Source organism: Mesorhizobium sp. WSM3859, from assembly GCF_002295065.1.
In the GTDB taxonomy this organism is placed as follows: Bacteria; Pseudomonadota; Alphaproteobacteria; order Rhizobiales; family Rhizobiaceae; genus Mesorhizobium.
Genome location: NZ_NSGG01000001.1, coordinates 121693 through 140673 on the forward strand (window position 1 = coordinate 121693; position 18981 = coordinate 140673).

18 protein-coding genes, 1 tRNA gene and 1 pseudogene are annotated in these 18981 nt (G+C 64.5%); 12 read left to right on the forward strand and 8 right to left on the reverse strand.

Annotated elements, in window-relative coordinates; all coding sequences use genetic code 11:
- Positions 1-50: 50 nt before the first annotated feature.
- The 3 genes from CK230_RS00575 to CK230_RS00585 all read left to right on the forward strand — a co-directional run bounded on the left by CK230_RS00575 (position 51) and on the right by CK230_RS00585 (position 2107).
- A complete protein-coding gene (locus tag CK230_RS00575) occupies positions 51-1223 on the forward strand; it encodes a YcbK family protein (protein WP_245429773.1) in 1173 nt (390 codons plus the stop codon).
- 425 nt (positions 1224-1648) lie between these two features.
- Positions 1649-1723: transfer RNA gene (locus CK230_RS00580), tRNA-Glu, on the forward strand.
- A 174-nt stretch (positions 1724-1897) separates the two neighbouring features.
- Positions 1898-2107, forward strand: a complete 210-nt coding sequence (locus CK230_RS00585; protein ID WP_095815284.1) for a hypothetical protein — start codon at positions 1898-1900, stop codon at positions 2105-2107.
- 102 nt (positions 2108-2209) lie between these two features.
- On the opposite strand, the gene CK230_RS00590 is transcribed toward CK230_RS00585, so the two are convergent.
- The 3 genes from CK230_RS00590 to CK230_RS00600 form a co-directional block, all read right to left on the reverse strand.
- A complete protein-coding gene (locus CK230_RS00590; RefSeq protein ID WP_095815795.1) occupies positions 2210-2509 on the reverse strand; it encodes a hypothetical protein in 300 nt (99 codons plus the stop codon).
- Between the two features lie 150 nt (positions 2510-2659).
- Positions 2660-3904, reverse strand: coding sequence for an ATP-binding protein (locus CK230_RS00595; RefSeq protein WP_095815285.1), 1245 nt, complete (start codon positions 3902-3904; stop codon positions 2660-2662).
- A complete protein-coding gene (locus CK230_RS00600; RefSeq protein ID WP_095815286.1) occupies positions 3901-4626 on the reverse strand; it encodes a response regulator in 726 nt (241 codons plus the stop codon). The genes CK230_RS00595 and CK230_RS00600 overlap by 4 nt, the downstream gene beginning before the upstream one ends.
- A gap of 212 nt (positions 4627-4838) precedes the next feature.
- Between CK230_RS00600 and CK230_RS00605 the strand changes: the two genes are divergently transcribed.
- The 5 genes and pseudogenes from CK230_RS00605 to CK230_RS00625 all read left to right on the forward strand — a co-directional run bounded on the left by CK230_RS00605 (position 4839) and on the right by CK230_RS00625 (position 12470).
- Positions 4839-5510, forward strand: coding sequence for a hypothetical protein (locus tag CK230_RS00605; protein ID WP_095815796.1), 672 nt, complete (start codon positions 4839-4841; stop codon positions 5508-5510).
- A gap of 243 nt (positions 5511-5753) precedes the next feature.
- Positions 5754-7022 carry an efflux RND transporter periplasmic adaptor subunit gene (locus CK230_RS00610; protein ID WP_095815287.1) on the forward strand — a complete coding sequence of 423 codons (1269 nt, stop codon included), beginning with the start codon at positions 5754-5756 and terminating at the stop codon, positions 7020-7022.
- Positions 7023-7026: 4 nt separating this feature from the next.
- On the forward strand, positions 7027-10170 hold the full coding sequence (locus tag CK230_RS00615) for an efflux RND transporter permease subunit (RefSeq protein WP_095815288.1): 3144 nt from the start codon (positions 7027-7029) through the stop codon (positions 10168-10170).
- Between the two features lie 12 nt (positions 10171-10182).
- Positions 10183-11676 (forward strand): annotated as a pseudogene (locus CK230_RS00620) (efflux transporter outer membrane subunit); the annotation flags it as partial.
- A 107-nt stretch (positions 11677-11783) separates the two neighbouring features.
- Positions 11784-12470 (forward strand): aspartyl/asparaginyl beta-hydroxylase domain-containing protein, encoded by a 687-nt coding sequence (locus CK230_RS00625; protein ID WP_095815290.1) that lies wholly within the window; start codon positions 11784-11786, stop codon positions 12468-12470.
- A gap of 74 nt (positions 12471-12544) precedes the next feature.
- Here CK230_RS00625 and CK230_RS00630 read toward each other — a convergent pair whose 3' ends face one another.
- From CK230_RS00630 to CK230_RS00640, 3 genes are all read right to left on the reverse strand, one after another.
- Positions 12545-12844 carry a DUF982 domain-containing protein gene (locus CK230_RS00630; RefSeq protein WP_095815291.1) on the reverse strand — a complete coding sequence of 100 codons (300 nt, stop codon included), beginning with the start codon at positions 12842-12844 and terminating at the stop codon, positions 12545-12547.
- 214 nt (positions 12845-13058) lie between these two features.
- On the reverse strand, positions 13059-13295 hold the full coding sequence (locus tag CK230_RS00635) for a hypothetical protein (protein ID WP_095815292.1): 237 nt from the start codon (positions 13293-13295) through the stop codon (positions 13059-13061).
- 112 nt (positions 13296-13407) lie between these two features.
- Positions 13408-13803 carry a hypothetical protein gene (locus tag CK230_RS00640; protein ID WP_095815293.1) on the reverse strand — a complete coding sequence of 132 codons (396 nt, stop codon included), beginning with the start codon at positions 13801-13803 and terminating at the stop codon, positions 13408-13410.
- A gap of 171 nt (positions 13804-13974) precedes the next feature.
- Between CK230_RS00640 and map the strand changes: the two genes are divergently transcribed.
- Both map and radC read left to right on the forward strand, forming a co-directional pair.
- A complete protein-coding gene (map, locus tag CK230_RS00645; RefSeq protein ID WP_095815294.1) occupies positions 13975-14802 on the forward strand; it encodes a type I methionyl aminopeptidase in 828 nt (275 codons plus the stop codon).
- A gap of 34 nt (positions 14803-14836) precedes the next feature.
- Positions 14837-15601: a DNA repair protein RadC gene (gene radC / locus CK230_RS00650; protein ID WP_095815295.1), complete on the forward strand. Its 765-nt coding sequence runs from the start codon at positions 14837-14839 to the stop codon at positions 15599-15601.
- A 159-nt stretch (positions 15602-15760) separates the two neighbouring features.
- On the opposite strand, the gene CK230_RS00655 is transcribed toward radC, so the two are convergent.
- Complete coding sequence (locus CK230_RS00655) at positions 15761-16735, reverse strand: NADP-dependent oxidoreductase (protein WP_245429774.1); 975 nt, start codon at positions 16733-16735, stop codon at positions 15761-15763.
- Between the two features lie 22 nt (positions 16736-16757).
- Complete coding sequence (locus CK230_RS33940) at positions 16758-17027, reverse strand: SDR family oxidoreductase (RefSeq protein WP_280952508.1); 270 nt, start codon at positions 17025-17027, stop codon at positions 16758-16760.
- Between the two features lie 268 nt (positions 17028-17295).
- On the opposite strand from CK230_RS33940, the gene CK230_RS33945 reads away from it, so the two are divergent.
- Both CK230_RS33945 and CK230_RS00665 read left to right on the forward strand, forming a co-directional pair.
- Entirely contained in the window at positions 17296-17676 is a 381-nt protein-coding gene (locus tag CK230_RS33945; protein WP_280952509.1) for a hypothetical protein, read from the forward strand.
- 400 nt (positions 17677-18076) lie between these two features.
- Complete coding sequence (locus CK230_RS00665; RefSeq protein WP_095815296.1) at positions 18077-18964, forward strand: cytochrome c oxidase subunit II; 888 nt, start codon at positions 18077-18079, stop codon at positions 18962-18964.
- Positions 18965-18981 lie beyond the last annotated feature (17 nt).

Genomic DNA, 18981 nt, shown 5'->3' on the forward strand with positions numbered 1-18981 from the left:
CGCTTTTCTCCGTGCTTCTGGCCTCCTGCACATCGACCGGCGACCCGACGATGTCGGTCGTTTCGCCCGCCTACAATTCAGCCGCCACCGAAATGAGCGCGACATCCGGCGCCAAGACGGCAACAACCGCCGATTCGTCGGCTCAGGCGGCATCCGCGACCACCAATGCGGCAGCGACCGTGATGAGCGAAGGCGACACGCCTTTGCCCGAAAAGGTCGCCTATGTGCCTGAGACGCGGCCGCAAGCCGCCTTCCCTGCCGTCGCGGTGCCCACTGGCGCCGCCGCGATTGCCGGCAACACACCGCAACCGCTGGTTCAGCCCGGGCAAACGGCGGAACAGACGCAAGCCGTGGCCCAGCAGGTCGCCGCCGGCGATGCCGCCGCCATTGCATCCAAGGCGCAGGCGACCACGCAGGCCATGAGCAACGGCGTCTATGTGACCGCCGGCGAGCCGGCGCAGCCGCAGCTCGCCGCGCCGAAGAAGAGCCTGTTCGCCTCGCTGTTCAGCACCACGCCGGCATCGGCCGCGCCCGCGCCACTGATCAATGCGCGCTCCGGCGACCAGACTGCGGCACAGGCCAAGACCGCGACCACCGCCCCCGCCCCTGCCAAGCCGATCGTTGAGCTGGCCTCCGCGACGCCGGCCGCAAAGCCGGTGCAACTCGCCTCGCTCGACGACCCGAGCTATCACATCACCGGCGCCGATGCCCTCCCCGGCGTGCGCCAGACCGCGCTGTTCGAGATCAAGCGCAAGTCCGGCATCGACGACGAGAGCGACGTCGACCTCAACGAGGATGAGGGCGGCGGCGGTTCCTACCAGGTCGCCTCGGCCGCCGGCATGGCAAGGCTCGCGCCCAACGGCCTTCTGAAACAGAACGAAAGCGTCGACGTCGCCTGCCTCAAGCCGTCGCTGGTGCGGGTGCTGAAGACGATCGAGGGCCATTTCGGCCGCAAGATGGTTGTCACCTCCGGCTACCGCGACCCCTCGCGCAACCGCCGCGCCAACGGCGCCAAGAACTCGCTGCACATGTACTGCGCCGCCGCCGACATCCAGTTGCCCGGCGTCTCGAAGTGGGAGTTGGCGAGCTATGTCCGCTCGATGCCCGGCCGCGGCGGCGTCGGCACCTACTGCCACACCGAATCCATCCATGTCGACGTCGGCCCCGAGCGCGACTGGAACTGGCGCTGCCGTCGCCGCAGCGGTGGTGGGGAAGACGGCTGATCCCTGCATAACCAGTTTGGCCGGTTGAAAGCCGCCACTGTCAACGCCACTGTTTGTTTCAACAAGCCGTCAGGAACGTTCGCGATTGGCCGAGGCCTTCCGAACTTCGTCATCCACGGGCGGAGCGGGAGCGAAGCGGACGCGCAGACCCGAGGATCCATTCCGTGACCTTGGCCGAGGAATGCAGCCGAGCAGAATTCTGCACCGCTGCTGCGCGCGTCGCTACGCTCCTTGCTCCGCCACAGAATGACGACCGCGACTGGCGTTCCAGCCAATCTCCAACGGTGCACGATCGAATGTGGCTGGGCACAATGCCCTGCCCCCGAAAAGCCGGCTTTTGCAGCCCTTTGAAAAAAGTTGTCGCATGTGGCGGCAGATGGGTTGCCGGTTGCCAACAACGCAATTATAAGCCGCTTCGTCTGAGCGCGCCCATCGTCTAGCGGTTAGGACACCGCCCTTTCACGGCGGTAACAGGGGTTCGATTCCCCTTGGGCGTACCAGACTTATTCCCCTGAACAGCAGCGAATCCGGCATTTCACGCTCTCCTAACGGAAACGCGTCGTTAACGGCGTTGTCGAGTGACGCATGTTGGCGGCAATCAGACGGTGTAGAGTTCCGCATCGCCATGGAGGCGCGGATGAACCTGCTTCGGACAAGTTCTCCTATGCGCGGCAATGAACGGCCTGGCCGGGCTGCAGCCCGCCCGCGCCGAGGATCAGCCTGTCCAGTCGAACGGCGACGCGGCGCAGCCGCCAATTCACTGCGAGGGGCAGAATTGCCTGCCGCCGAAGGACGATCCCGCCCTGGAGTGCAAGGGGCAGGATTGCACGCCGGCTCCGGCGACTGACCAGCCGGCAGGTCCCGAGATTAAGAAGGTCAAGTGAGCAGCATCGGGCGCTTTGCGGCGCGAACAGAAGGCCGCCGCGCTCGCCCAGGTCGCGTTGACGCTCACAAAAGCAGGCACCCAGCAAAACGAAGCGGCGGTCTCAGATCAAATCCGGAACCATTGGCGCGGGCTCTTCGCACCGATAGACCATGCACCGACCGTCACTGGCCGGGACATAGTCGACCATCGGCACGTAGGAAGCATCGCACTCATTGCCGAATTGGCGGACATAGCGCTCATAGGTGTTCGCCCCCGTAGACAGCACCACCGCATGCCGGCTCTGGATCAGCGCCTGGGTCTGCGCGCAGGTCATGGTGCGTGTGTCGGGCCGTGCATCGGCGAAAGTTGTGGCGGCAACGATCATCGTTGCCGCGCAAAACGCAATCTTGCCTGTGGGCATGGTGGCATCCTCGCAAATCGGCAAATTCGCATCTTGCGACACCGCTTCGCAACAGCGGTGTGGTCACGATGCAGCGAGCAAAGCCTTGAAAAGCAGTTGAAACCCCGCGCCCAAATCCTGGAATTGCCCGAGGACAAACAACGTCCGAGGTCAGGCTGTTGCAAAAACCGCTGTCTGCAGCAACCCTCCCCCCGGCCGGTTCTCCAGCGTGATCGAGCCGCCATAGCGCTCGATGATCTCCTTGGCGATCGCAAGCCCCAGCCCCGCGCCCGGGATGAACTGCGTGCGCGCCGGATCGACCCGGAAGAACGGCTCGAAGGCCTTGTTCAGGAGGTCCGGCGGGATGCCGGCGCCGCGGTCGGCGATGGTGAGGACCGCCTGGCCGTCTCGCCGCGCAAGCGCGACGGTGCAGCTCTTGCCATGCGTGGCGGCGTTGACGATCAGGTTGCGCAGCGCGCGGCGCAAGCCGAGCGCGCCGGCCTTGACCGACACATGGTCGAGATGGTCGATCGTCACTGCATGACCGAGCGAGACCATTTCGACCTCGATATCGCGGACCAGCCTGTCCAGTTCCACCGGCTCGACCGCATCCTGGTTCACCTCTTCGCGCACCAGGCGGATAGCGCTGTCGGCGATACGATCGAGCTCGTCGAGGTCGCTCAGCCATTTCTCGCGATCCTCTTCGAGGAATTCGGCCCTCAGCCGCATCCTGGTCATCGGGGTCCTGAGATCGTGGCCGGCCGCCGCGACTAGGCGCATGCGGCTTTCCATCGCCGTTTTCAATCTTGCCGACAGCTCGTTGAGCGCATGTGCTGTTGCCCTCACCTCGGCCGAGCCTTTCTCCGGCAAAGTCGCCAGCATGCCATCCGAGCCGATCTTGCTGACGGCGGCTTCGAGCATTTCGAGCGGCCGCACCAGCACGCCGGTGAAATAGATCGACACAGGCGTGGCCCCGAGGACGATCAGCACCATCCAGCCGGCCAGCCCGTACCAGACATCGCGTGGCGGGCCGAAATCGGGAACGTCGACGATCATAAAGCGATGGTCGGGCAGCGCGACTGAGGCAATCATTCGGGGCTGCCCGGCATTGCGGGTGACGACCGCCGAGACATCGAGACCATTCCGGCGCAGCATGTCGTTCAGCACCTGCGTGTGTTTGCGATCCTCGAAACCCGGCGCCGGACGATCGCTGATCATCACCGGCGCATCGCCGCTGCCCGGCACGTGGCCGGGTACCAACTGCACCATGTATTGGATCTGGTGCGCCAGCGGCCCCATGGTCAGTTCCGGCGATGGCCCGCCGAGCACCTTGACCGCCACGAAGGTGGCGAGCCCGACCACGCCGAGGATCGACGCGACGAGCAGGATGATCAGCCGCCGGCGCAGCGAAGTCACGCTTCTGTCTCCGCCGTCTCGACGCGCGCGGTCAGTTGATAGCCGCCATTGCGTACGGTCTTGAACAGGCTGTCCTCGCCCGCTTCGGCGAATTTCCTCCGCAGCCGGCTCATCAGCACGTCGACGGACCGGTCGAGCGGCTCGCGCTCGCGCCCTTGCGTCAGGTCGAGCAGCTTGTCCCGCGACAAAAGCCGTCCCGGCCGATCGAGAAAGACCTGCAGCAGATCGAACTCCGCGCCGGTCAGGTCGACCAGGGCGCCATCGGCATCCATCACCTTTCGCGTGTCCGGCTCCAGCCTGTAACCGGCAAAATGATAGACGCGAACCTTGGGCGGGGCGGCTTCTTCCGGCGCCGAGCGCCTGAGCACGGCGCGGATGCGGGCCGAAAGCTCGCGCGGGTTGAACGGCTTGCCGAGATAGTCGTCGGCGCCGAGTTCCAGGCCGATGATACGGTCGACATCTTCCTTCAGCGCCGTCAGCAGGATGACCGGAATGTGCGGCTTGCGATCGCGCAGGCTCCGGCAGATGTCGAGGCCGGAGCCGTCCGGCAGCATGACGTCGAGCACGATCAGGTCGAACTGGCCGGAGCCGAGCTTCTGTTCGCATTCGCGCCGGTCCGCCGCCACCGACACGCGAAAGCCCTGCCCGTCGAGATAGCGCCCGAGCAGCGTCCTGATCTCGCGATCATCGTCCACGACGAGGATGTGGGGTTGTGCCTGCATTCTTCGCCCGCTTGCCTTTTCGTTCCTGATTATAGGGAGCGACGCCGCCAAGCGGCATGGAAAATTGCAACGGAACGTTTCCAAGACCCCGCCGGAAACATTCGGAAACAAATCTCCTTTTTCTGGAAACCTTCGGCAACGCGCCGAAGCAAAGCGGCAAAAGACGCTTCCTATCCTCCCGGCATCCGAAGCACGCAGGAAAGGATAACGTCATGCGAAGCAGACTTCTGGCGCTTGGCCTGTTCTCGGTCGCGGCCGTCCATCCGGTGTTTGCCGCCCAGCCGGAGCCCGGCGCTGCACCCGCGGATGAGCCGCCGGCAATCGGCCGGCAAGACGATGCTGGCCCCGGCCCGATGAAGCCGTGGCCCGGTCAGCGCTGGGCGATGCGGCACGGCCCTGAGGACTTCGGTCCTCACCGCATGGGTCCGCCGCCGGAATTCCTTGCTGCCAGGCTCGCCGCGCTCGAGACCCGGATCGGCATCCGCTCCGAGCAGCTCGATGCCTGGCGCGACTATACCAGCGCGCTGCAGGCGGTGCTGGCGCCACCGCCGCGGCCCGATTTCGCCCCGCCCGGCCGCGGGCCTGACGATGCTATTGGCGGCAAGCCGAATCAGGCAAAGCGGGACCCTTTCGCCTTCCAGGAAAAGCTGGCCGACGAGGTGACCAAACGCGCCGCTTCCGCCGCCAAGCTCAAGGACGCCATCACGGTGTTGCGGGCCAAGCTGACGCCCGAACAGCTCGAAATACTCGCTTCGGCGGATCGGCCGCACGGCCCGCCCCCCGGTCCATGGGGTGATCCGCCGGACGCAGCTGGCCCCGGAGGTCTGCCTGATCATGGCGGACAGCTCCCTCCACCCCTACCCCCGAGTGGTGAGCAACTCTAACCGGCTGCGCCGGCCGGCCCCCTGACCCACCCGTTAAAGGGCCGGCCGGTTTCCGATCAAGGCCGCGTCTCACATGGTAGCGGCTCGCGAGGCGCACGGAGAACAATATGGGAAGCTTTTGATGATGCTGCGCTTGATCTCGTCTGCAGGCTCATTCGACCTCCTCCGTCGTTGTCTCTCCAATGCGCCCGCCTCAGCCATCGGGCGGCCATAGCAACTCCAGCGAAAAGATGATTCGGACCAATGCGCATTTCGTTCAGCCAGCATTCCTTGCCGACGCGCCGCATGGCAGTCGTCACCCTGTTTGGCGCCGCGCTGCTTGTGGCGGCCTGTTCGCAGGAAAAGAGCCAGGTGCCGGCGGGCATGGGGGGTGCCGGCAGGCCGGAGGTCGGCGTCGTCACCCTGCACCCGCAATCGGTCGCGATCACAGCCGAGCTGCCGGGTCGCACAGCGGCCTCGCTCGTCGCCGAGGTGCGCCCGCAGGTCGACGGCATCATCCGCCAGCGCCTATTCCAGGAAGGCGCCGAGGTGGTGGCGGGGCAGCCGCTCTACCTCATCGATCCGGCAAGCTATCAGGCCGCCTATGACAGCGCCGTCGCCACGCAGCAGAAGGCTGAAGCCGCAGTGCCCACCGCCCAGGCCAAGTTCGACCGCTACGCCGGGCTGCTGAAGCAGAACGTCGTCTCGAAGCAGGATTACGATGATGCCGCCGCGACGCTGGCGCAGGCGCAGGCCGACGTCGCAGCGGCCAAGGCCAGCGTCGAAACCGCCAAGATCAGCCTCAATCGCACCTCGATCACCGTGCCGATCGCCGGGCGTATAGACAAATCCTCGCTGACGCCGGGCGCGCTGGTCACCGCCAACCAGGAAACGGTGCTGACCACGATTCGCTCGCTCGATCCGATCAATGTCGACGTCACGCAGTCCAGCACCAACCTGCTCAATCTGCGACAGGCGATCAACGAAGGCCGGCTGAAATTCAGCGGGAACAATGTCAGCGTCAAGCTGAAGCTCGACAACGGCACCCTCTACGCGCAGAACGGCAAGCTGGAGTTCGCCGGCGCCAATGTCGACCAGTCGACCGGCACCTTCGCTCTCAGAGCCCAGTTCCCCAATCCCGACCGGCTGCTCTTGCCTGGCATGTATGTGCGCGCCATCGTCGAGGAAGGCGTCGCCCAAAACAGCTTCCTGGTGCCGCAGCGCGGCGTCACCCGCGACCCCAAGGGCCAGGCGACGGCCATGGTCGTCAATGCCCAGGGCAAGGTCGAGCAGCGCGTGCTCAGCGTGCGCAACAGTGTCGGCAACAATTGGCTGGTGGATTCCGGCGTCGGCGACGGCGACCGCGTCATCGTCGAGGGCCTGCAGCTGGTGCGCGCGGGAGGCGACGCGACAGCGGTCGAGGTGACGATCGACGAAACGACCGGCGAGATCAAGGACCGCGAGCAGAGCTCCGCCTCGGCGAACGCCGCCGGTGCCGCCAAGCAGCCGTCCTCCGGCGCAACCGGGAACTGACGCGATGTCGGGATTCTTCATCAACCGGCCGATCTTCGCCTGGGTGATCGCCATCGTCATCATGCTGGGCGGCCTCTTGGCGCTGCAGTCGCTGCCGATCTCGCAATACCCGCAGATCGCTCCAACCACGGTCAACATCAGCGCCAGCTATCCCGGCGCCGACGCCCAGACCGTCGAGAACTCGGTGACCAAGGTCATCGAACAGGGCATGACCGGCATCGACAACCTCGATTACATGACGGCGACGTCGACCTCGACCGGACAGGCCTCGATCACACTGACCTTCACCAGCGGCGCCAACGCGGACACCGCCCAGGTGCAGACGCAGAACAAGCTGCAGCTCGTGCAGTCGCAGCTGCCGCAGGTCGTCCAGAGCAACGGCATCACCGTCTCCAAATCCTCGACCGGCTTCCTGGTGGTCATCGGCTTCGTCTCCAGCGACGGCAAGATGAGCTCGACCGACCTCGCGGACTATGTCGACTCAACCATCAACGACACGCTGAAGCGGGTCGAAGGCGTCGGCTCGACGCAGCTCTTCGGCTCCGGCTATGCCATGCGCATCTGGCTCGACCCGGACAAACTAGCGCAATATTCGCTGATGCCGAGCGATGTGGCGACGGCGATCGAGGCGCAGAACACGCAGGTTTCGGCCGGTCAGCTCGGCAGCCTGCCGGCGCGCAAGGGCCAACAGCTCAACGCCACGGTGACGGCGAGGAGCCGGCTGCAGACCGCCGAACAGTTCCGCAACATCATCCTGAAGAGCAATACCGACGGCTCGCTGGTGCGGCTGAACGATGTCGCCAAGGTCGAGATCGGCGCCGAAAGCTACACCACCCAAGCCCATTACAACGGCAAGCCGGCAGCCGGCGTCGCCGTCAGCCTGGCGACCGGCGCCAACGCGATCAACACGGCGGAAGCGGTGCGCACGACGATCAATCGCCTGAGCTCGACCTTCCCGCAAGGCGTCGAGGTCGTCTACCCGTACGACACCTCGCCCTTCGTGCGCCTGTCGATCGAGGAAGTGGTGAAGACGCTGGCCGAAGCGATTGTGCTGGTGTTCTTGGTTATGTTCCTGTTCCTGCAGAACCTGCGCGCCACCATCATCCCGACGATCGCCGTGCCGGTGGTGCTGCTCGGCACGTTCGGCGTGCTCTCCTTCTTCGGCTATTCGATCAACACGCTGACCATGTTCGCCATGGTTCTCGCCATCGGCCTGCTCGTCGACGACGCCATCGTCGTGGTCGAGAATGTCGAGCGCGTCATGCAGGAGGAAGGCCTGCCGCCGAAAGAGGCGACGCGCAAATCGATGAACGAGATCACCGGCGCGCTGATCGGCATCGCCACCGTGCTGTCGGCGGTGTTCGTGCCAATGGCTTTCTTCGGCGGTTCCACCGGCATCATCTACCGGCAATTCTCGGTCACCATCGTCTCGGCGATGGTGCTCTCTGTGCTGGTTGCACTGGTCCTGACGCCGGCGCTCTGCGCCACGATCCTGCGCCCTGCCAAGGACCATGCGACGCGGAAAGGTCCGTTTGGCTGGTTCAACCGCGTCTTCGATCGCGGCACGATCGCCTACCGCGACGGCGCGCACGGCATCATCAACCGATCCTGGCGCTTCCTCGCGATTTTCCTGGCCATCGTGATCGCCATGGGCTGGATGTTTGCCCGGCTGCCGAGTTCCTTCCTGCCAGACGAGGATCAGGGCATTTTGATCACCAGCGCGTCGCTGCCCGTCGGCGCGACGCAGGACCGCACCGAGCGCGTGCTGGCCCAGGTGACCGACCATTATCTGAACGAAGAAAAGGATGCTGTCGAAGGCGTGTTCACCGCTTCCGGTTTCGGCTTCGGCGGCGCCGGGCAGAATGTCGGCATCGCTTTCGTGAGGATGAAGGATTTCGACCAGCGCAAATCGCCGGCTCTGGCCGCGCAAGCGGTCGCCGGCCGCGCCATGGGCGCCTTCTCCAAGATCAAGGATGCTCAGGTCTTCGCGCTCGCCCCGCCCGCCATCCAGGGTTTCGGCAACACTAACGGCTTCGATTTGTATTTGCAGGACGTCAACGGCGCCGGCCATGAGGCCCTGATCCAGACGCGCAACCAGCTTCTGGGTCTCGCTGCAAAGAGCAAGCTGCTCGCCAACACCCGTCCCAACGGGCAGGAGGATCAGCCGCAATTCTCGGTCGACATCGACCAGGAGAAGGCGAGCGCGCTAGGCATCAGCCTTGCCGACATCAACAACACGCTCTCCACTGCCTGGGGCAGCGATTACGTCAACGACTTCATCGATCGCGGGCGGGTGAAGCCGGTCTACCTGCAGTCGGGCGCGGATTTCCGCATGCAGCCGGAAGATCTCGACAAATGGCAGGTCCGCAACTCCGGCGGCGCCATGGTGCCGTTCTCGGCCTTCGCCTCCAGCCACTGGACCTACGGATCCCCCCGCCTCGAACGCTACAACGGCTCGGCGGCGGTCGAGATCCAGGGCGCCGCGGCCGCCGGCCAAAGCTCCGGCGCGGCGATGGACGAGATCGACAAATTGGTCGCGCAACTGCCCGCCGGATATTCGCATGAATGGACCGGGCTCTCGCACCAGGAGAAGCTTTCCGGCAACCAGGCGATGTCGCTCTACGCGATTTCGGCGCTGGTCGTGTTCCTGTGCCTTGCCGCGCTCTATGAGAGCTGGTCGATCCCGTTCGCCGTGATGCTGTCTGTGCCGATCGGCATCTTCGGCGCGCTGGCGGCGGCCACCCTCTTTGGCCAGACCAACGACGTCTATTTCAAGGTCGGACTGCTCACCACGATCGGTCTTGCCGCCAAGAACGCAATCCTCATCGTCGAGTTCGCCATCGAGCGGCAGGCGGCCGGAATGGGACTGGTCGAAGCGACCCTCGAAGCGGCGCGACAACGCCTGCGACCGATCCTGATGACCTCGCTGGCCTTCATCCTCGGCGTCACGCCTCTGGCGATCGCCAGCGGCGCGGGCTCGGGCGCGCAGAACTCGGTCGGCATCGGTGTCATGGGCGGCATGATCGCGGCGACCGTGATCGGCGTCTTCCTGGTGCCGCTTCTCTTCGTCACGGTGCGCCGCATCTTCAAGGGCAAGGCGACTAAGCAGGATACGAGCAGGACACAAGTCACAGCCACTCAAGAATAGAGGTTTCTTTTCATGCCAGGTTTTGAACGCGGTCTCGCGACCGCGAAGGGGTTTCTTTTGCCCGCGTTTGCCGCTGCCCTGCTTTCGGGATGCGTCGTCGGTCCGGACTACCAGAAGCCTCTTCTGGCGATGCCGGCGAGCTGGAGTGGGCAGAAGGCGGCAAAACCGGCGAAGCCTGCGCAATTGTCCAAATGGTGGCAGCGCCTGCGCGATCCCGAGTTGAACGCGCTCGTGGAGGAAGCGGTCGCCGGCAATCTCGATGTCGCCACCGCCAAGGCCAAGATCCGCGAGGCGCGGGCAAGCTACCGCCAGTCGGTGGGCAAGTTGCTCCCATCCGCCGACGGTTCGGCCTCGGCCACCCGCAATAGGACCGCGGCAACTAGTTCGGGCACGGCAACCAGTACAACCTATGACCAGTATCAGGCAGGCTTCGATGCCAGCTGGGAACTCGACCTCTTCGGCGCCAACCGCCGCGGCGTCGAGGCCGCCAGCTACGGCTTGGACGCTTCCGAGGAAAGCCTGCGCTCGACCCTACTGACCTTGGTCGGCGATGTCGCCTCCAACTATGTCCAGGCACGCGGCTATCAGGCCCGCATAGCGCTTGCCCGGCGCTCTGCCGCATCGCAGCGGCAAACCGCCCAGCTCACCCGCACAATGGCTTTAGCCGGCTCGGCGACCGCAGCGGACGTAGCCAAGGCGGAAGGACAGGCCAGCGGCACGGAAGCCGGCGTTCCGAGCCTGGAAGCGAGCTATGCCGAGGCCGTGCATCGCCTTTCCGTGCTGACCGGGCGGCAGCCAGCGGCCCTCAACGAGCGCTTGAAGCGCGCAACGCCGATTCCCGCGCCGCGCCTGCCGATCCCGACCGGCATCCCGGCCGACATCCTGCTCACCCGTCCGGACGTGCGCATGGCCGAGCGGCAGTATGCGCAGTCCACCGCCAAGATCGGCCAGGCCGAGGCGGCGCACTATCCGAGCGTCAGCCTGACCGGCGACATCAGCACCACGTCCCTGAAGCTCGGCGATCTCGGCAAGAACTCCACCATCGGCTGGTCCTTCGGACCGACGCTCAGCGTGCCATTGTTCAATGGCGGCCAGTTGCAGGCGGCCGTCGACGTCGCCAAAGCCCAGCGCGACCAATATTTCGTCGCCTACAAGGCCGCCGTGCTGACGGCGCTGGAAGACGTGGAGAACGCCACAGTTTCGCTGTCGCAGGAGCGCATCAGGAACGGCAAGCTCGCCTCCTCCGCGAAGTCCTATGGCGATGCCGCGCGGCTTGAGGGAACGCTCTACAAGGCTGGCGAGACGAGCCTTCTCGACGTGCTCGATGCCCAGCGGTCGGCCTATTCCGCCGACGACTCCGTCCTGCAAAGCCGCGTCTCGATCGCCACCGATTACATAGCCTTGAACAAGGCGCTTGGCGGTGGCTGGAACGGCGCGATCGACACAGCCAGGCCCGAAATCATCGATGTCCGCACCGGTCCGCGGCTGGCATCGAAGACGCAATGACCGACGAGCCGTGCTCGCCTATCCGCCGCTAACGGCCCGAACAAATCTCCGTGAGCGATGCCCGCAACCAATATCCCACTATATAACAGCCTCGTTGAGGTAATGAGATGACAGGCGCCTACGATCTCGGAACCAATCTGGTCCGCCGTATCTATGAAAAGCGCATAGATGCGCCGGCCATTCTTGACGCCGGCACGCATTTTCCCAATGCGGCGAAGTTCGCCGCCGCCTGGCAGGACATCCGCGACGAGGCGCTCGCGGCAAAGCTGAACAAAGCGCCGCGTTTCCACGACATCATGCCGGAGCAGGCCGATATCTCAGCCAATGACGGTCTCGACTGGCGCATGTTCGTGCTCAAGGCCTATGACATGACGGTCCCGGAAAACCTCGCGCGCATGCCGGTGCTGAGCCGGCTGCTGACCGAGTGCCCCGAGGTCAAGTCGGCGGCCGTCTCCTTCCTCGCCCCGCGCAAGCACATCCCGCCGCACCGCGGACCATTTCGCGGCATCATGCGCTTTCACCTCGGCCTGGTCATCCCGAAGCAGCCGGACGGCCGCCCGGCAACGATCATGATGATCAACCATGAGGAAAGGCGCATCGCCGACGGCGAATGCATGCTGTGGGACGACACGTTCGAGCACGAGGTCACGAACAACTCGGATCAGCCGCGCGTCGCGCTCCTGCTCGACGTGTGGCGTCCGCAAATGCCGCTGGATATGGAGATCTTGTCACGCGTGATCGTGCGCGGCGTGCAGGTGGGAATGCGCTACCGGGGCGTGTCGTTCGGCGGCTGAACCAGTGCGATCAAGGCCTTGTGCATGTCGCCCCGTAGGTAAGGTCTTGGGAAAGACCTGGACGAAATAAAGACTCAGGCGCGCGCCTCGCGATGCGTCCCTGCCCCACGCTTGCCGGGAAACATCGCGTCCCTCGCCAGCAATCCGCTGACGCGGCAGAAGGTTGCAAACGCCCGGCATGCTTCCTCGGCGCTGGCCACATCGACCGTCGCCCCGAAGCAGGCATTGAAGGCGGCTTCGTAGATCTTGCCCTGCCGGCGCTTCGGCCAATCCTGCAGGAAATCGAGCGCCTGCTCGACACTGTAGATTTCCTCGACCGGCAGGCCGGGCGCGGGCGTGATGCGCACCGGCACCTCGAATTGCAGTCTGTCCATTCCCTGTCTCCCGAACTGGCGCAGCCCCAGCAACGCCGCTCGATGTGAAAAGTTGCTTTGGCGGCCTTTTGACTCAGGAATGTGACCTCAGTGCGGTCAACAATCGGTTCACGGATGCGTCGGGCCGGGGCCCGGCCAATCCGCGCAGGCTAGGTGACAGGGCGACGCTACCCTCGCCGCCCTGCCCTCTGTCCCTTGCTCCATGCCTATGCCGCTACTGATTGGCCGGGTCCGTCTCCGCGTCATAGGCCATGCGGGTGACCACCATCAGCACATAGGCGGACGGCAGTGCGAAGATGGCGCCGAGCACGATCGCCGCCGGTTCGTCCATACGAAGGGTAGCGGCAACGGCCCAGTAGACGGTGCCGATGCAGATCACCGCCTGAACCCCCAGGAAGCAGGCCGCGGCCGCCGCGCGGGTGAGTGTCTTGAACGTCTTGATGCGTTGCATTGAAGAAAATCCGAATTGACGCGCACGCGACCGGCGGACGGCCGGCGGCCGTTGCTGGATCGCGACGCGAAGGAATGTTTTGATCTGAATGCCGCGCTCGGCGGCCAGGGGCTTATGCGGCGGGCGGTGCGCGTGGCTGGTTGGCGCGCGAGCCCGTTAGGCTCGCCGATACAGGCGTGACGCCCATTTCGGCTGGCAACGCCTGGCCGATAACCAGAAAATCGGCTGCGGGCGCAAGCAAGCCGGGATTGCCGCTGGCGAGCTTCACGGGAAGCGGCCGGCTGGCTCGAACCTCGAGCGCCTGCGCCTTGCCGGAGGTCCTGAGCAGCGCGACCATATCGCCCTGGCGGGCGGCGCTGATGCTGGAGCCACCTTGGAGCGAGACGGCCGATGCGGAGGTTCCGGCCTGGGCGAAACCCAGCAACGCGAGCATCAACAGCGCCATCAGGCCCGCAAAAGCGGTCCTGACCGGCAGCAGCTTCGATCTCTCGTGTTCAGGTGCCGTCAAGGCAATCTCCGGATCCAGTACCCGCCCCTAACCGATGGAATGGCTGAAGGAAAGCCGCAATGGACGGCGCGCTCGCACTTCGTCCTTGAACCTTGCGGCTTCCGGTGCCAAATCTGGGGCAGATTTTGGCACTCGGCTCCCTTTGGAGCCAACGCCGGCAAACGGACAAAAATGGTTACCTATCTCGACGCCTCCACGGCCCCCCTTCGAAACACCGGCCAGATCCGCCTCTACAGCGAGGAAGGTTTTGCCGGCATGCGCAAGGCCTGCGATCTCACCGCGCGCTGCCTTGATGAGCTGGTGCCAATGGTCAAGCCCGGTGTGACGACGGAAACCATCGATCGCTTCGTCTTCGAATTCGGCATGGACAACGGCGCGCTGCCGGCAACGCTCAACTATCGCGGCTACACCAAGTCGTCCTGCACGTCGATCAACCATGTCGTCTGCCACGGAATTCCTGACAACAAGCCGCTGAAGGATGGCGACATCGTCAACATCGACGTCACCTACATCCTCGACGGTTGGCACGGCGATTCCTCGCGCATGTACCCGGTGGGCACCATCAAGCGCGCCGCCGAGCGCCTGCTCGAGGTGACCTATGAGTGCCTGATGCGCGGCATCGCGGCGATCAAGCCCGGCGCCCGTACCGGCGCCATCGGCGCTGCGATCCAGACCTATGCCGAGGCCGAGCGCTGCTCGGTGGTGCGCGATTTCTGCGGCCACGGCGTCGGACAGCTGTTCCACGACGCGCCGAACATCCTCCATTACGGCACCGCCAACGAAGGCGTCGAGATGCGGCCGGGCATGATCTTCACCGTCGAGCCGATGATCAATCTCGGCCGCCCGCATGTGAAAGTGCTGTCGGACGGCTGGACCGCGGTCACCCGCGACCGCTCGCTGTCGGCGCAGTACGAACACACGATCGGCGTCACGGACACCGGCTGCGAGATCTTCACGCTGTCGCCGAAAAAGCTCGACCGGCCTGGTTTGCCTGCCTAGGTTTCAGCCAAAGCCTAAAGGGGGGCGGGCGAGCATGGGGAAAGTCGAAGACGAGCGGGCGTTCTTTTCCGAAGGCTGGATCGAGCCGCCTAAGGCGGCGCTGAAAAAGGCCGCAGCGGCAGAAGAAACGCCGCACTATCACGGCCATCGCGACCGTCTGCGCGAACGCTTTGCGACTGGCGGGCCGGACGCCCTGCCCGACTATGAACTACTCGAGCTGCTGCTGTTCCGGCTGATCCCGCGCGTCGACACCAAGCCGATCGCCAAGGCGCTGATCGCCCGCTTCGGCTCGCTGGCCGAAGTGCTTGGCGCGCCGCCTTCGCTGCTGGAGGAAGTGAAAGGCATCGGGCCGACGGTTGCTGTCGACCTCAAGGTCATCGCCGCGACGGCCCAACGCATGGCGCGCGGCGAGGTGCGCGGCCGCGAAGTCCTGTCCAACTGGACGCAACTGCTCGACTATTGCCGCTCCGCCATGGCCTTCGAGACCCGCGAGCAGTTCCGTATCCTGTTCCTCGACAAGAAGAACGGGCTGATCGCCGACGAGGTGCAGCAGACCGGCACCGTCGACCACACGCCGGTCTATCCGCGCGAGGTGGTGAAGCGCGCGCTCGAACTCTCGGCCAGCGCCGTGATCCTGGTGCACAACCACCCTTCGGGCGACCCCACACCGTCCCGCGCGGACATCGAGATGACCAAGCAGATCATCGATACGGCGAAGCCCCTCGGCATCGCCGTGCACGACCACATCATCATCGGCCGCAAGGGCAACGCCTCGATGAAGGGGCTGCTGCTGATCTGAAGAAGGCAGAGGCAACTTCGGATCACGATCGCAGTCGGAGTGAAACGCGATCCTCGGCCAGCCGTGCAAGAGAACGAGCACCGGTTTCTTCGTATCGCCGGCCCTGCTCGCTGCAATATTCAATGACCGATGGGGATCGTGAGGCGCTCGGCCATCGCGCTAGCGCGGTTGCACCGCGAGCGCCACCTTGCCCAGATGATGCCGCTCGACCGCGCGATGCGCTTCGGCCGCTTCACCGAGGGGGTACTTGGAGGCAACATGCACGGTGAACTGACCCATCTCGATCAGGCGATTGAGCCGTTCGGAAAGTTCAGGTTCCGAGCGGCCGTCATAGCCTTGGAGTTTCACGCCGGCGCGCGCTTTCGGTTCGGGCGCGACGCCGTTCGGGTACGCCGCGCGCCCGCTCTTGCGGATGGCTTTCAACACCGCCTCCAACCCATTGCTGTTTGCAGTGATGAGGACCGCGTCGAGCCCGTCGGGCGCGAATTCGCGCACGGCGGTATCGACTTCGGATGAATGGCCGTCGATTGCGGCGTCCGCGCCGAGGTGGCGCGCGAGCGCGACGCCATCCTCTCCAGAGGCGATCGCGAGCACGCCTGCGCCCATGCGTTTGGCCAGCTGGAGCGCGATATGACCGATGCCGCCGCTCGCGCCAAAGATGGCCAACTTTTCGCCGGGCTTGAGGTCAATCGCTTCAAGCCCGGTCAGGGCGGTCAACGCATCGGCCGGCATCGCGCCCGCTTGCTCGAGATCGAGGCCGTTGGGCACCGGGGCGGCGTGGCGGGCTTTCAGCCTCGCATACTCAGCGTAAAAGCCGCTCTTGGCGATGTCGGGATCGTAGCCGTAAACCTTGTCGCCTTCGCGAAAGCGCTTCACCCGCTTTCCGGCCGCGACGACCGTGCCCGCGCCGTCCACCCCGAGAACGAACGGAAAGGAAGGCCTGTCTTCCTTCGTTGCTTCGAAATACTCACCTTCCCGAAGTGATGGATCCCACGGCCCGACGCTCGCGGTATCGACGCGGATCAGCACTTCGTCTGCCTTGGGTTCGGGTACTGAGAGCGTGTGGAGCGCGATCTCATCCGCGCCGCCGAAGCGGTCGATCGCCGCTGCTTGCATTCTGTTTGCGCGCGCCATGTCTTGGCCTTTCTCTTTCTCGCTATTGAATCTTGACGATATCCTTGTTGCGCGTGCCGTCGAGCGTATGTCGAAGCCGCAGCTTGCCTGGGGGTGGCGTCGAGGCTCCGCTTTTCGCCATCGCGCCGACCGCGCCCTTCGCTGGCGTGATGCCCCCATCGACCAGCCAAACCGCGCCGGTGACGAAGCTCGCTTCGTCCGACGCCAGAAATGCATAGACATTTGCGACTTCTTCCGGCGTGCCGCGCCGGCCAAGCGGAACGGCCGTCACCAGCCTTCTCGATCGTCGCATCGACGGCGCCCGTCTCCTTATGGGTCCAAGCTGTGTCGATAGGCCCGGGGCTCACGCAATTGGCTCGCACGCCATATTGCGCCTGCTCGACAGCTATGCCCATGACAAAGGAATGTAGAAAGCCTTTGGTTCCGCCATAGGCGGCATTCCTGGGCTGGCCGTTAACGCCTCCTTCGGAGCCGGCACAGAGGATCACGCCCTTCGTTTTCCTCAGATGCGGCAGCGCGAACTTCGTCATTAAGAAAGCCGAGCGCACGTTACAGCGTATGTGCTCATCGAACTTGTCGGTCGGCATGTCGTCGGTCTCCGCATTGACCAGGAGTACGCCTGCATTGTTGACGAGCACGTCGAGCTTGTCGAAGCGATCGATGGCGGCGTCGACACAGGCGCGCGCCTGGCGCTCGTCCGCGACATCGGCGGCGAAAGCGATCGCCTCGCCACCGTCCTCCAGAATTGCGGCGGCGACGTCGTCGATCGGATCGTCGCGCAGCCCATTGACGATGACCTTTCCGCCTTCGCGCGCGAACTTGAGACAGATCGCCTCGCCAATTCCTGTTCCGCCGCCCGTGACGATCGCCACCTTGTCCTGCAATCGGCCTTCCATTGGGTGGTCTCCTTTGCGGTTCACATCCAGCCATCCCGCGGGTGATCCGTTCCCTCCACACCGACGCCCCGAGCGTCTGGCCGCCTTCGACTGGCGCTCCCGGCCCTTTACCGGAAACGAGTCGGGCGTAGCGACGTTCCGCCGGCGCCGTCTCCCGATCGAAAATGTGAACTGCGGCGCAAGCAACGCGTTCTCAATCTATCGATTGGATGGAGAGGACGATGGCCGCATCCTGCCCGCGAAGCACCGCCACGCGAGGCTCGGCCGCCTCAATGAAGGGCCTGCTGCTGGTCTAGCCACCAGCCTTGCGTCCCGAAAGCCGCGCGTAAAGAGCATCGTTTTATCAATCAGATAGTCGGCTCTGGAATTTCAACCGGAAATCGAGCATGATGCGCTCGGCATTTTGGGACGCTTCGCGTGTTTGGAATGCCGGGAGGAACGGGACATGGCCGTTGTGCTTGTACTCGTTTTAATCGTCGTGGGCTCGGTGTTGTTCCACCTCCTGAGCCCATGGTGGTGGACGCCTATTGCCTCGAATTGGGACTATATCGACAACACCATCATCATCAGCTTCTGGATCACCGGCATCGTCTTTGCCGCTGTCGTCCTGTTCATGGCTTATTGCGTCTTCCGCTTCCGGCATCGGGAAGGCAATCGCGCGGCGTACGAACCCGAGAACAGGCGCCTCGAATCGTGGCTGATGATCGTCACTGCGGTCGGCGTCACTGCCTTGCTGGTTCCCGGCCTGTTCGTCTGGAGCCGCTTCGTCACGGTGCCAGGCGATGCGACCGAAATCGAGGTCGTGGCTCAGCAGTGGCAGTGGAGCTTCCGTTTGCCGGGCAAGGACGGCAAGCTCGGCACTTCCGACACCCGCGACGTCACCGCCGACAATCCGTTGGGCGTCGCCCCCAAGGATCCGAACGGCCAGGATGATGTCCTGGTCCAAGCAGCCGATCTTCATCTGCCGGTCGGCAAGCCGGTCAAGGTGCTGCTGCGTTCGATCGACGTGCTGCATGATTTTTATATCCCGGAATTCCGCGCCAAGATGGACATGATCCCCGGCTCGGTGACCTATTTCTGGTTTACTCCGACCAGGACCGGCACCTTCCAGGTCCTGTGCGCCGAACTATGCGGCCAAGGGCACCCGCTGATGCATGGCGTGGTCGTTGTCGACACCGAGCAGGATTATCTGGCCTGGCTCGGCCAACAGCAGACCTTTGCGCAACTGTCGGCGCCCCAGCAATCGGGCTCGGTGAACCAGCCGCCAGGCAAGATAATGGCGTCCAATCTGGGCGTCGCGGCAATCTCGAGACTTTCGAGGTCCGCACAATAGGGCACGGAGATGCTCCA